The organism is Catellatospora tritici (genome assembly GCF_019083965.1).
In the GTDB taxonomy this organism is placed as follows: Bacteria; Actinomycetota; Actinomycetes; order Mycobacteriales; family Micromonosporaceae; genus Catellatospora; species Catellatospora tritici.
On the sequence record NZ_JAHRCY010000014.1, the window covers coordinates 16,350 to 29,673 of the forward strand.

Below are 13,324 nucleotides of genomic sequence, written 5' to 3' on the forward strand. Positions count from 1 at the left end.
ACCCGTCGCCGCGAGCGGTACGCAGCCGGCGGTCCATCCGCGCCGCGACGAACGCCCGGAACAGTTCCTCCGCGGTTTTCGTCATCTCTCACCTCCCCCCGCACGACCGGCCCCCGGCATGTTCGGGTTGCACGGTCGCGGCGGCTGATTGTGGTTGAGTTGACTCGTGCCGCGAACGAAGAGGGTGTATGACCCACCGGCCGCCGACGACGGCCGCCGCATTCTGGTCGACCGCCTCTGGCCGCGTGGTCTGACCAAGGAAGCGGCCAGGGTCGACGAATGGCTCAAGGACGTCACGCCCTCCAACGAGCTGCGCAAGTGGTTCCACGAGGACCCGGACGGCCGTCGGGCCGAGTTCACCGAGCGCTATCTGCGCGAACTCGACGGCCCCGCCCAGCGGGCCGGGCTGGATCTGCTGCGCGCCGAACTGCGCGAGGGTCCTGTCACCTTGCTCACCTCGGCCAAGGACGTCGCGCACAGCCACGTTCCTGTCCTGGTCAGTGCGCTGGAGGGCAAGACGGCGGCGAAGTCGGCACCCGCGCAGGAGGGTCGTCGTACGGCGAAATCGTGATAGTCTTCGTGAACGCGTTATGCGCGGTCGAGGTCGAGAGGCGCTGCGACGGGTGACACCCGCCACGCTCGACCCGGCCTTCACTGTCAAGGGCGCCTCCGATCGAGGAGGTGCCTTTTTTGTTTGCCATCACGCTGTGCCGTGCCGGTGACCGGATCGCCTCCCGCTCGGCTCCGATAACCCGTTCACGTTTCATGGGAGAGGATTCATGAGCGCGAAACTGCAGCACGTCAACGGCGTCGACTTCGCTGTCGCGGACCTGTCGCTGGCCGAGGCCGGCCGGCACCAGATCCGCCTGGCCGAGCACGAGATGCCCGGCCTGATGGCGATCCGGCGCGAGTACGCCGAGGCGCAGCCGCTGCGCGGGGCCCGGGTGGCGGGCTCGCTGCACATGACGGTGCAGACCGCGGTGCTGATCGAGACGCTGGTGTCGCTGGGCGCCGAGGTCCGCTGGGTGTCCTGCAACATCTTCTCGACGCAGGACGAGGCGGCCGCGGCCGTGGTCGTGGGCAAGGGCACGGTGGCGGCGCCGTCGGGCACTCCGGTTTTCGCCTGGAAGGGCGAGACGCTGGAGGACTACTGGTGGTGCACCATGCAGCTGTTCGACTTCGGTGACGGCCGCGGCCCGAACATGATCGTCGACGACGGCGGCGACGTGACCTTGCTGCTGCACAAGGGCGTGGAGTTCGAGGCGGCGGGCGCGGTCCCGGCCCCGAGCGAGAACGACCACCACGAGTACCAGGTGATCCTGCAGACGCTGCGGTCCAGCCTGGAGGGCGACGCGAAGCGGTTCACCCGGATCGCGGCGGACGTCCGCGGTGTGTCCGAGGAGACCACGACCGGTGTCGACCGGCTGTACCGGCTGGCCACCGAGGGTCGCCTGCTGTTCCCCGCGATCAACGTCAACGACTCGGTGACGAAGTCGAAGTTCGACAACAAGTACGGCATCCGCCACTCGCTGGTCGACGGCATCAACCGGGGCACCGACGTGATGCTGGGCGGCAAGGTGGCCGTGGTCTGCGGCTACGGCGACGTCGGCAAGGGCGCGGTGGAGTCGCTGCGCGGCCAGGGCGCCCGGGTGCTGGTCACCGAGGTCGACCCGATCTGCGCGCTGCAGGCCGCGATGGAGGGTCTGCAGGTGGTTCGGCTGGAGGACGTGGTCGGCCAGGCCGACCTGTTCATCACGACCACCGGCGGCGAGGACATCATCACCGCCGAGCACATGTCGAAGATGAAGCACAACGCGATCGTCGGCAACGTCGGCCACTTCGACACCGAGGTGGACATGGCGGGTCTGGCCAAGTGGCCGGGCGTCGAGAAGGTCGAGATCAAGCCGCAGGTGCACGAGTGGCGCTTCCCGGACGGGCACTCGGTCATCGTGCTGTCCGAGGGCCGTCTGCTGAACCTGGGCAACGCGACCGGTCACCCGAGCTTCGTGATGTCGGCGTCGTTCACCAACCAGGTGATCGCGCAGATCGAGCTGTTCACCAAGCCGGGCGACTACGAGAAGAAGGTCTACGTCCTGCCGAAGCTGCTGGACGAGAAGGTGGCCCGCCTGCATCTGGACGCGCTGGGCGTGCAGCTGACCACGCTGACCAAGAAGCAGGCCGAGTACCTGAACGTGGACGTGGACGGGCCGTACAAGCCTGACCACTACCGCTACTGAGGTATCAGTGCCGGATCGGAGCCGGGAGCCGCGTCGCGGTTCCCGGCTTCACTCGTTTACCGGCGAATCTTCCCGTATTACGCCAGATAGTGCCCCGAAGGACGTTTCGCTGCGGCAGGATGTGAAGGGGACATAACGGGAGCTATTTCGGCGGGATGGGTTCGTCATGGGTGCACTACGGGGGGTGTCCACCGCGGCAGCGGCGCTGGCTCTGGCCGTACCGGTGCTGCTCGGGGGTTGTTCGGACGGTGAGCGCAAGCAGGCCGCGGCGCCGGTCGCGGCCCCGGCGCCGCCCCCGCTCACGTTGGCGATCACACCGGCCGCGCAGGCCAAGGACCTGCCCGCGAGCACCGAGATCGGGGTGACCGTGGCCAACGCCTCGGTGCGCTCGGTGGTGCTGACCGGGCCCGACGGCAAGATCGTGCCGGGGCGGATGCGCGCGGACGGCACCGCCTGGGTGCCGGACCGGCCGCTCGCCTTCGCGAGCCGCTACTCGGCGACCGTGGTGGCGACCGACGGGCTGCACGCGGTGACGCAGTCGACCGACTTCCGCACCATGGCCGAGCCGACCAGGCAGGTCGGCACGGGGCTGTACCTGTTCGACGGGCTGACCTACGGCGTGGCGATGCCCGTGGTGGTGGAGTTCTCCGACGAGATCCCGGCCGGCGCCCGCGCGGCGGTGGAGTCACGGCTGTTCGTGACCACCCAGCCGCCGCAGCCGGGGGTGTGGCACTGGATGAGCTCGCGGCAGGTGACCTACCGGGCGCCGAAGTACTGGCAGCCGGGCACGACGCTGAGCGTGCGGACCGCACTGAAGGGCGCGCCGATGGGCGAGGGCCGCTTCGGCGACGACGACCGCCGCGCCACCGCGAAGATCACCAAAGACAAGGTGGAGTTGAAGGTCAAGAACTCGACCAAGCAGATCCAGGTGTATCGCAACGACAAGATGGTCAAGGAGATGCCGGTCAGCCTGGGCAAGTCCAGCACGCCCTCGTCCAGCGGGACCATGGTGATCATGGATAAGCAGGAGTCCACCATCTTCGACACGACCCGCGAGCCGGGCGTGGACCACTACCGGGTCACCATCCAGTACGCCCAGCGCCTGACCTGGGGCGGTGAGTTCATCCACTCGGCGCCGTGGTCGGTGGGCGACCAGGGCCAGCGCAACGTCTCGCACGGCTGCCTGAACGTCTCCCCCGGCAACGCGGTCTGGCTGTTCGAGAACACGCACGTCGGCGACCCGGTCACGGTCAAGGGCACCGGCCACGCACTGGAGCCCGGAAACGGCTTCACCGCCTGGGATCTGAGCTGGAAGGACTTCATCAAGGGCAGCGCCCTGCCGGTCCCGGCCGCACTCCAGCCCTCTGCTGTGGCGGCCGTCACACCAAGCCCGTCCTCGACGGCGGCTGCGGCCACCCCGCAGGCCTCACCGGCCGCCGCGGGTCCGGAACCGACCGATTCGGGCGACGCCGACCCGGCCGATGAGGACGGGACGGCACAGCAGGAGTCTCCGGCTGACGAACCTGGACAGTAGGGCAGGCTTCACGCCGAGGTACGGTGGGAAGACTCACGGCAGGCAACTCATCCGCCCGCCCCGCGCGTCATTGGGGCAGGATGGATGGGTCGCCTGCTTGGTGATCCCCCCTCGACCCTGGTGAGGAGAGCAATGCCCACCCCCGACCGCCTGACCCGGCTGCAACTGAGCCGCCGGCGCGCGCTGACCGCACTCGGCCTGGCCGGTGTGGGTGCGGCCGGTGTGGCCAGCCTCGCCGCCTGCACCGGCGACGACGCCCCGGTCTGGAACGGCTCCGGCGACGACAAGCCGCAGGAGACGCCCCCGAAGGCCACCGTCGCCATCACCGGCCCGGCCACCGACACCAAGAACGTGCCCGCCTCGGCGGAGATCGTGTTCACCACCACCGACGCGGTGGAGACCAAGGTCGTGCTGACCGACAAGGCCGGCACCGAGGTCCCCGGGGCGATGCACCCCGACGGCGCGGGCTGGCTGCCGGACAAGGCGCTGGCCTACGGCGCCGCGTACACGGCGACCGTGACCGCGACCGGTGACGACGGCAAGGCCGTCTCGGCCACCACCACCTTCACCACGATGGCCAAGCCGGGCAAGGTGGTCGGCGTCAGCAGCTTCCTGGCCGACAACGCCGTCATCGGCGTCGGCATGCCGCTGATCTTCCGGACCAGCCGGGCCATCCCGAAGGCGCAGCGCGCCGCGTTCCAGCGGCGGCTGCTGGTGGAGACCCAGCCGCTGCAGGAAGGCATCTGGACCTGGTACAACGCGACCGAACTGCACTGGCGTCCGCGCGAGTTCTGGAAGTCCGGCACCGAGATCTTCGTCAAGGTGCGCGCCGGCGGCCTGCCGCTGGGCGACGGCTACTACGGCAAGCGCGACTCGACGCTGGTCTGCAAGGTCGGCGCGGACCTGGTGCTGAAGGTCAACGACAAGACGCACATGATGACCGTGGTCAAGGACGGCAAGTCGATCAAGACGATCCCGGTCAGCCTGGGCCGTCCGAGCATGCCGTCCTCCAGCGGCACGATGATCATCATCGAGAAGAAGTCGCACACCGTCTTCGACACCATGGACAACCCCGACCCGGCCAACCGCTACCGCACGGAGATCGACTTCGCGCAGCGGCTGACCTGGGGCGGCGAGTTCATCCACGCCGCGCCGTGGTCGGTGCAGCACCAGGGCAAGCGCAACGTGTCGCACGGCTGCGTGAACGTGTCGATGGCCAACGCGAAGTGGCTGTTCGACAACACCCTGGTCGGCACCCCGGTGACCACCGGCGGCACCCCGCGCAAGCTGGAGTACGGCAACGGCTGGACCGACTGGGACAAGCCGTGGGAGGAGTACGTCAAGGGCAGCGCGATCCCGTACACGCCGCCAGTGACGCCGACCCCGGACCCGTCGGCCACCCCGGACCCGTCGGCGTCGCCCGCCGTGCCGTCCGTGGCGCCCAGCGCCTGATCAGGACAGACAGAGCAGCAGAAAGCCCCGGCGGGAAAACCCGCCGGGGCTTCTTCATGGGGTGATCGACGGGACTCGAACCCGCGACCCCCGGGACCACAACCCGGTGCTCTACCAGCTGAGCTACGACCACCATTGTCCACCGCTGACCTCGCAGTCGCGGCGACCGCTAAATGATAGCGGGTCCCCCCCGCCTCTCGTCGAGCGGGTATGGGGAGTGTTACGGCAGGACCATCGTGGCGGCGATCCGCTTGGCCTCGTCGACGTCCGGGCCGGGCTGCGCCACGAAGATCGCCTCGCGGTAGTACCGCAGCTCACGGATGCTCTCGCGGATGTCGGCCAGCGCCCGGTGCGCCAGCCCCTTCTCCGGCTGCCCGAAGTACACCCGGGGGTACCAGCGGCGGCACAGCTCCTTCACCGACGACACGTCGATCATGCGATAGTGCAGGTGGGCGTCGAGGCGGGGCATGTCGCGCACGATGAAGCCCCGGTCGGTGGCGATCGAGTTGCCACACAGCGGCGCCGTACGCGGCTCGGTGACGTACTTGGAGATGTACTCCAGCACCATGTCCTCCGCCTGGGCGACGGTGACGGTGGAGGCGCGCACGGCCTCGGTGAGGCCCGAGCGCTCGTGCATCTGCTTCACCACGTCGAGCATTCCGTCGAGCAGCGCGTCCTCGGCGTGGATCACCACGTCGACACCATCGCCGAGCACGTTCAGCTCGGCATCGGTGACCAGTGCCGCGATCTCGACGAGCGCGTCACCGCCCAGATTGAGGCCGGTCATCTCACAGTCGATCCACACGAGATGGTCGGCGCTACGAAGATCTCCCACCGGCACAGCCTACGCCCGCTCCCGGCGCGGACCCGAAACGGTCACCGCTCCTGTCGGAAGCGCTGTCGGCTGGCCGACTAGGGTTGCGGCCATGTCCACACCACCGGCGCAGACCGCCGCGAACCGGACCGGCGCGGCCACCGGGATCCGGGTCGCGATCGTGGTCGTCGTGGTCGCCGTCGCCGCGTTCCTGTTCCAGCGGCTGCGGGTCACCCACGACTTCTTCGATCTGAAGATCTACCTGTCGGCGGTGCGCTGGTGGGGCGACGGCAACGAGCTCTACGACTACGCCCAGCCCGACCGGGTGCAGGGCGCGCTGTACTTCACCTATCCCCCGTTCGCGGCGGCGCTGCTGTTCCCGTTCGGGCTGCTGCCGACCGGGATGGTCGCGGCGCTGTTCACGCTGGGCACCGTCGCGGCGGTGCTGCTCACCACGTACTGGCTGGTGGCGCCGCTGGCGCGGCGGTGGGGCCAGCCGGCCTGGTTCGCGGTCGGCGTGGCCGCGCCGCTGGTGCTGCTGATCGAGCCGCTGCGCGAGACGCTCACCTTCGGCCAGATCAACATGCTGCTGATCGTCCTGATCATGATGGATCTGCTGGTACTGGGGCCGCGCGGGTCGCGCTGGACCGGGGTCGGCATCGGTCTGGCCACCGCGATCAAGCTGATCCCCGGCCTGTTCATCGTGTACCTGCTGGTCACCCGCCGGTTCCGGCCCGCGGCGACGGCGACGGTCACCGCGGCCGGGGCGACGCTGCTGGCGGCGGCGATCGCGCCGCGCGCCTCGTGGCAGTTCTGGACCTCGGCGCTGTGGGACACCGCGCGGGTCGGGCGGTTGGACTACACCGGCAACCAGTCGCTGCAGGGCCTGCTGGCCCGGCTGGTCGCGCCGCATGAGCCGACCAAGTGGGTATGGCTGCTGCTCGCGCTCGCCGTGCTCGCGTTCGGGCTGTGGCGGGCCGCGCGGGCCGGTCGCGCCGGAGACGCGGTGGCCGGACTGGCACTGACCGGCCTGCTGTCCGCCCTGATCAGCCCGATCACCTGGCCGCACCACCTGTACTGGTTCGTGCCCGCGATCGTGGCCCTGGTCGCCGCCGGGCTGGACGCCACCGGGGCGCGCCGCTGGGGCTGGCTGGCGTTCGCCGCCGCCGCGTACGCGGTGCCGCTGCTCGGGGTGGTGTCGCTGGTCGACTGGGGCGTGGCGGCGGTGCCGACGGACACGCCGGGGCTGTTCCTGGCCCGCAACGCCTATGTGCTGGCCAGCCTGGCGCTGGTGGCGTTCCTGCCGATCCGAGACAGATCATCGGATTATCTCATGTCAAGGGTCGATTAGACATACTTGTCCGTTCTGACGGTTTTGGCGTACCGTGGAACGCATCGGGACACGTCTCCCCCGGGACAGTCCCCAGTGGTGACACCGTTCCCCCGGTGAGAGCGGCCCGGACGCGCAGCGTCCGGGCCGCGCGTCGTCAGCGGGCTTCGTCAGCGGGCTTCGTCAGCGGGCGTCGTCAGCGGGCTTCGTCAGCGGGCTTCGTCAGCGGGCTTCGTCAGCGGACTTTGTCAGCGGGTGGTCAGGCGGTCCCGGTCCAGGCGCACGGCGCACGCCGGGCGGGGCAGGTACGGCACCGGCGGGAACTGCTCGGTCGCCACCTCGCGGACCGGTGCGGTGGTGGGCGGCTCGGCGGGACGGCGCGGTGGCCATACCAGCTCCGATGGTGCTGCCACCGGCGCCGGACCACCGTGAGCCCCGGCCCGGAACACGACCGCGAGCGGTGGCGCGCCCCGATGCGGCATACCCGCCCAGGGTGTCTCGTCGGCCGACGCGGGCGGCAATGGCAGCCGCACGGTCGGGGGTGCCTCGGCCACGTATGCGGGCACGCCCACCGGCGCCGTCACCATCTCGGCAACGCTGACGGCGCCAAGGCCGAGCCCCGCCACCGTCGGTTCGGCACCTCGGGTGCGGACCAACCCAGGCAGGATCGGTGCCGGACCCGCGCCACCTGGCCCGATGCCGCCACCGGCGCTGCGGCCACCGCCGGATCCGACACCGACCGGTGCGAACTCCACCGTCGACACGCGACTCGTCGGCACAGGGTTAAGAAGGGGCCCTTCTTCGTCGGAATGCGATAAGAAGGTGCCCTTCCTTTCTCTGTCCGTGGGCCAGGCGAGGAGGACGAAGCCGAGGGTGAGGGCGACGATCCCGAGGATCAGCAGCCCCCACGAGGCGGTTCCCAGCCAGTCGGCATGTAGCGCGACCTCCAGCCGGGCGGCGTGGTCACCGGTGGTGGCCGTACCGTCGCGCAGCACGATGACCAGCGCGACCCGGCGGTTGCGGTCCTCGCTCGGCCGCCACGACAGCGAGCCCAGGCCCTGCCGCTGCCAGATTCCCTGCGCCTGCGGGTCCCCCGGGTCCCCGCCCTGGGCGTCCATCCGGACGGTCCGCACCGGCAGCAGGCCCTGGCCCAGGTCCACCTGCGCGATCTCGGTGTAGCGGACCCCCGCGAGATAGGCCGCGGCCTGGTCCGGGTCGGCCACGCCCAGGAAGGCGGGGGTGCCGCCGGAGCTGGCGCTCAGCCGCAGCGTGGTCTGACCCACGCGGGTGTACGGCGCGTCGCGGCGCAGCAGCGCGTCGAGGTCCGGCACGACCAGCACCCGGTCGGGCCGCTCGACCGGCGTGAGGTCGGCGTGGAAGGCCCCGTCGGGGCTCGGATGGCGCATCACCCACCAGGCGGCCACCCCGGCGGCCGCGGCCGGAACCGCGATGAGCAGGGCCAGCAGACCGATGATCCACCGCAGCGAGCGCATCCGCGTGTTCCTCCCGACCGGGCGGCCGCCGACGACCTCCCGCGGGTCGGCGAGGGCGGCGCCGTTCCACCGGGGACAACGCGGGCCGGGCCCCGCGGATGCGGGGCCCGGCCCTGGTCACTCGGACGGTGGTGGCTACGCCGAGCCGGTCGGCTTGCGGGTGCGGGCCAGCGCCAGCCCGGCCACGATCAGCGCGAGCACGCCCGCGACCAGCCCGGCCACGCCGGTCCAGTCGCTGCCGCCGTCGGCCTTGGCGTCCTGGGCCAGCGGCACGGTCGCGGCCGTGGTCGGCGCGGCCTGCTCGCCCGCGGCGGCCGCGGTCAGCTTCAGCACCGGGGCCGGGTTCTCCGCCTCGGTGCCGTCGTTGGTCGGCTCGTCGATCCAGCGCACGACGGTGCCGTCGGAGTAGGTCTGCAGCGTCTTGAAGACCATCTGGTCGACCTTCGGCAGTGGCCCAAGCGAGATCGGGAACTCCTGGAACTGGCTCGGCTTGATCGCGGCGTCGGCCGAGGCGGTCCAGGTGACCACCGAGACGACCTCGCTGACCGGGCTGCCGTGCACGTCGATCGGCTTGTCCAGCTTGCGCTTGGTCACGGTGGCGGTCCAGCCGGGCACCGGCGAGGTCATCACCGAGGCGACCGGTGCGTCGTCGGGCAGGTGCACCTCCAGCTTGGTGGTGCTGTCGGTGTCCGACTCGGTCGGCACCCGGAACGCCAGCCGGGCGTAGCCGCCCTGCACCGCCGTGTTCGGGTTGACCGTCACGTGGGCCGAGGCGGGCACCGCGACTGCCACCAGGCCGAGCACGGCCGCGGCCACCACGCCGAGGCGACGCATCGTCTTCATGTCTGGACCTTTCCTACGGCTCGCGGCGCGAGCGCTACGAGATCGGCACCGTGGCGGTGACCGACGCTTGATCGATATCGGAGGTACGAAGGGTGAACTTCAGCTGCCAGTCGCCCTTGGTGGGCAGCGACACCTGCCCGCTGGCGTGGTTGTCGGTCAGCTTCAGCACGGTGAACGTGATTGGCTCGATGCCCGCCGACGGCAGTGCCGCGGTGGCCTTCCACTCGACCACCGGCAGCGGATCACCGGCCGGGGTGTAGGCGTACAGGTGCACCAGGTTGTCGCCGACCTTGGCCGGGTCGATCTCGACCTGGAGCCGGTACAGCGAGGTGGTGAGGGTGGCCGAGTACAGCTGCTGCTGTGCCACGCCCTGGGTGGTCTCGGCGGCGGTGCGGGCCGGGGTGGTCTGGGTCAGCGCCCCGGTCAGCCCCAGCACCACCACCGCGATCGAGAGCTCGACCGCGACCACCTTGCGCAGCGGCTTCGGCCCGTCGGCCGCGCCGTTGGCCACGTGGCGGCGGGCGAGCCAGGCCCCGACCAGGGCGATCACCACCAGGCCGACCTTGACCAACAGCACCCGGCCGTACGTGGTCTGCACCAGCGCCAGCGGCGTGCCGACCTGGATCAGCCCGGACACCACGCCCGCCAGCAGCAGCGTCGACACGGCCAGCGCCGCCCAGCGGGACCAGATCGGCAGGATCGCGCCCAGCTCGCGGGCGTCGGCCTGGCGCAGCAGGTACGCCACGAGCATGAGCAGGCCGCCGAGCCAGACGGCGGCCCCGGCCAGGTGCAGCGCGTCGACGGCGACCGAGACCGGCGGCACCGGCGACGCGGCCGGGTGCCCGGCCAGCGGCCAGGTCAGCGCGGCGATGCCCGCGACGATCAGCAGCAGCACCCGGTCGACTGGACCGTCCCGCCCGACCAGCAGCGGGCGGACCAGGATCGCGGCGACGGCCAGGCAGGCCAACCGGACCAGGAAGGCGATGCCGAGCTGGCTGCCGAGCACGTCGCCGAGGTCGCCCGTGGTGGCCCCGAACAGGGAGCTGCCGGTGGTGTAGGGCGCCTGCAGGTAGAGCCCGGCCAGGGTGGCGAAGGCGACCAGGCCGAACCCGGTCCACACCAGCCTGCGCGGGCCGCGGCGGTCCAGGCGGGCGGGCCACAGCAGGGCCAGCACCAGCACCGGGCCGACGATCAGGATCAGGCCGACGTACCCGATGACCTTGGCGATGGCGATCAGCGTCTGGATGGTCGTGTCGACCTCGTCCACGACCTCGGTGGTGGGCGTCGCCGAGGGGGCGCCGACGGAGAAGGTGAAGCCGCCGGGCACGGGGTGGCTGTCGGCGGAGATGACCCGGAAGCTGACCAGGTACGTGCCGGGCAGCGCCTTGTCGCGCAGCCCGATGCGCAGCACGTTGCCGTTGACGGTGGGGGTGCCCTCGTCGGCCCGCTTGCCGTCCGGGCCGATGATGCGGATCTTGTCGGTGACCGGGGTCACCGGCTCGCTGAAGGTGAGCTGCACCTCCGCGGGGGCCTGCGGCACGACCGACCCGGCCGGGGGGTTGGTGCGCAGCAGCGCGGCGTGGGCATACGCCGGACTGCCGGGCAGCAGCACCAGCAGCGCGAACGCCGCCAGCGCCAGCAGCGCGCGCACCGGGCGCGCGAGAAATCGAGGGGACGTCACATCGGTCACCCGGCGACCGTAGCCGGGTGGTGACCCGAGCGGGAGGTGCCAGGAGTACGGCTCAGCGCCCACAGCAGCCCCGCCTGCGCCAGCGCCGCCAGGTGGCCGATCTCGTGCGCGAATGCGGTCATGCCGTCGGCGACGTCGAAGGCACTGGTGAGGATCAGGCAGACGGCCAGCACGAAGGCGACCGGCAGGAACGCCCGCGCCCGCTCGGGTCGCCAGGCGGCCAGCGCGAACCCGACCGCCAGCGCGATGTCGAACGAGGCCGCCTCCCGGCCGGTGTGCAACTCGCCGACCCCGGCCAGCAGCGCGGGCAGCGCCAGCAGCAGCTGCACCAGCGCGGTCGCGGCGAGCGCGATCCGCAGGATCTGGCGGCGACCGTGCACCTGCTCGCGGCGGGCCCGCTCGGCGGCGGTCTGCTCGGCGGCGACCGCGGCCAGGATCGGGGCGGTGAGGTCGGGCACCTCGACGGACTGCAGCCGTACGGCGCGGGTCAACTGCTCCGCGGCGCGCAGCCAGGTGCGGCAGTCGGCGCACCCGGCGAGGTGCCCGTCCAGGGACACCGCCGACGTCGCCGCCCAGCCTTCTTCCTCACCGTCCAGCCGGGCCGACAGCCCTTCGCGTACCTCGTCGCAGATGCTCATGGGCGGGTAGTCGGCGCTCGGTGCCGTTCGGTTCCCGGCGTCATGAAGGAATCAGCGTGGCGTGGGACACGCGCAGCGTGACCATTCCGTGACGGCCCGATGGGCCGTTAGGCTTGCTCCCCGTGTCCCCCCAGCCATCCGATGCCGCCCTCCCGGCCGCCGACCTCGCCACCGCGTGGGCGCTCGCGGCGCGCGGTGGTGACCCGTTGGCGCAGGCCGCGCTGGTGCGGGCCACCCAGGCCGAGGTGTGGCGGTTCGTGGCGGCTTTGGTGGATCCGGGCAGCGCGGACGATCTGACCCAGGAGACCTACCTGCGGGCGTTCCGGGCGCTGCCCGGTTTCGAGGGCAGGTCGACGGTGCGCACGTGGCTGCTGGGAATCGCCCGCCGCACCTGCGCCGACCATGTGCGTACGGTGGTAAGGCAGCGTCGGCTGGACACCCGTCTGGCCGGCGAGGCGGCGACGGGTGGACCCCACCCCGACCCGGCAGGTCAGATCAGCGCGGCGCAGCTGCTGGAGCGGCTGTCCCCGGAGCGCCGGGAGGCGTTCGTGCTGACCCAGCTGCTGGGGCTGCCGTACGAGCAGGCGGCGGCGGTGTTGGAGGTGCCGGTCGGCACGATCCGGTCCCGGGTCGCGCGCGCCCGCGCCGAACTGGTGGCCGACGTCGTTACCGCACTAGCCGCCTGAACGGGGATGCCTCGGGCGTGAAGGAGGAGACCATGAGCGGTTGGCACAGAGCACAGCCGTGGGTGAGCCTGGTGATCCGGCTCGCCCTCGCGGGCATCTTCCTCACCGCGGGGCTGCTCAAGGTCGGGGATCTGGCGGCGTCGGGGCGCGCGGTGAACGCATACCAGATCCTGCCGTACGACGCCGCGATGATCTTCGGGGCGGCGCAGCCGTTCGTGGAGATCGCCCTCGGCCTGCTCCTGCTCGTCGGCCTGGCCACCCGCCTGGCCGGTTGGATCAGCGCGGTGATGATGGTCGCGTTCATCGCGGGCATCTCCTCCGCCTGGGCCCGTGGTCTCAACATCGACTGCGGCTGCTTCAGCAAGGGCGGCGTGCTGCCGCCCGGTGTCACCCCCAACTACGTTCCGGAGCTCCTCCGGGATGTGGCCTTCCTGGCGATGGCCATCTTTTTGATCATCTACCCGGTCAGCCGTTTCTCCCTCGACGCACGACTGGATCAACCGTCCACCACGGACGATGCGTTTGAGGAGTATGACCATGACAACGGGGAAGACGAGCCTGCCGCACCCGCGGCACGCCAGAAGCGGCCCTGACGCCACGGCGGTGA

The 13,324-nt window shown here is 71.1% G+C and carries 12 protein-coding genes and 1 tRNA gene; 7 read left to right on the forward strand and 6 right to left on the reverse strand.

Translation table 11 applies throughout. The annotated features are described in order from the left end of the window. Positions 1-184 precede the first annotated feature (184 nt). The 4 genes from KUA19_RS27835 (at position 185) to KUA19_RS27850 (ending at position 5,223) form a co-directional block, all read left to right on the forward strand. Entirely contained in the window at positions 185-571 is a 387-nt protein-coding gene (locus KUA19_RS27835; RefSeq protein WP_217400698.1) for a DUF488 domain-containing protein, read from the forward strand. Between the two features lie 208 nt (positions 572-779). Next, entirely contained in the window at positions 780-2,237 is a 1,458-nt protein-coding gene (gene ahcY, locus KUA19_RS27840) for an adenosylhomocysteinase (RefSeq protein ID WP_217400700.1), read from the forward strand. A 166-nt stretch (positions 2,238-2,403) separates the two neighbouring features. After that, entirely contained in the window at positions 2,404-3,771 is a 1,368-nt protein-coding gene (locus KUA19_RS27845; RefSeq protein WP_217400702.1) for a L,D-transpeptidase, read from the forward strand. A gap of 132 nt (positions 3,772-3,903) precedes the next feature. Continuing rightward, positions 3,904-5,223, forward strand: coding sequence for a L,D-transpeptidase (locus KUA19_RS27850; protein WP_217400704.1), 1,320 nt, complete (start codon positions 3,904-3,906; stop codon positions 5,221-5,223). Between the two features lie 57 nt (positions 5,224-5,280). Here the strand turns inward: KUA19_RS27850 and KUA19_RS27855 are convergent. Both KUA19_RS27855 and orn read right to left on the reverse strand, forming a co-directional pair. Next, a tRNA-His gene (locus KUA19_RS27855) sits at positions 5,281-5,356 on the reverse strand. Between the two features lie 87 nt (positions 5,357-5,443). Further along, positions 5,444-6,058 (reverse strand): oligoribonuclease, encoded by a 615-nt coding sequence (gene orn, locus KUA19_RS27860; protein ID WP_372451862.1) that lies wholly within the window; start codon positions 6,056-6,058, stop codon positions 5,444-5,446. A gap of 91 nt (positions 6,059-6,149) precedes the next feature. Here orn and KUA19_RS27865 point away from each other — a divergent pair, with 91 nt between their 5' ends. Next, positions 6,150-7,388: a glycosyltransferase 87 family protein gene (locus KUA19_RS27865; protein ID WP_217400706.1), complete on the forward strand. Its 1,239-nt coding sequence runs from the start codon at positions 6,150-6,152 to the stop codon at positions 7,386-7,388. 227 nt (positions 7,389-7,615) lie between these two features. Here KUA19_RS27865 and KUA19_RS27870 read toward each other — a convergent pair whose 3' ends face one another. The 4 genes from KUA19_RS27870 to KUA19_RS27885 all read right to left on the reverse strand — a co-directional run bounded on the left by KUA19_RS27870 (position 7,616) and on the right by KUA19_RS27885 (position 12,031). Then, the gene (locus KUA19_RS27870; protein ID WP_217400708.1) at positions 7,616-8,860 is read right to left on the reverse strand and encodes a hypothetical protein; all 1,245 of its coding nucleotides are present in this window, start codon (positions 8,858-8,860) and stop codon (positions 7,616-7,618) included. A gap of 135 nt (positions 8,861-8,995) precedes the next feature. After that, a complete protein-coding gene (locus KUA19_RS27875; RefSeq protein WP_217400710.1) occupies positions 8,996-9,703 on the reverse strand; it encodes a YcnI family copper-binding membrane protein in 708 nt (235 codons plus the stop codon). 34 nt (positions 9,704-9,737) lie between these two features. Continuing rightward, positions 9,738-11,393 (reverse strand): copper resistance CopC/CopD family protein, encoded by a 1,656-nt coding sequence (locus KUA19_RS27880; protein ID WP_217400712.1) that lies wholly within the window; start codon positions 11,391-11,393, stop codon positions 9,738-9,740. Beyond that, positions 11,390-12,031, reverse strand: a complete 642-nt coding sequence (locus KUA19_RS27885; protein ID WP_217400714.1) for a hypothetical protein — start codon at positions 12,029-12,031, stop codon at positions 11,390-11,392. The genes KUA19_RS27880 and KUA19_RS27885 overlap by 4 nt, the downstream gene beginning before the upstream one ends. A gap of 122 nt (positions 12,032-12,153) precedes the next feature. Here KUA19_RS27885 and KUA19_RS27890 point away from each other — a divergent pair, with 122 nt between their 5' ends. Both KUA19_RS27890 and KUA19_RS27895 read left to right on the forward strand, forming a co-directional pair. Beyond that, positions 12,154-12,717, forward strand: a complete 564-nt coding sequence (locus tag KUA19_RS27890) for a sigma-70 family RNA polymerase sigma factor (protein ID WP_308167689.1) — start codon at positions 12,154-12,156, stop codon at positions 12,715-12,717. A 32-nt stretch (positions 12,718-12,749) separates the two neighbouring features. Beyond that, positions 12,750-13,310, forward strand: a complete 561-nt coding sequence (locus KUA19_RS27895) for a DoxX family protein (RefSeq protein WP_217400775.1) — start codon at positions 12,750-12,752, stop codon at positions 13,308-13,310. Positions 13,311-13,324: the final 14 nt, after the last annotated feature.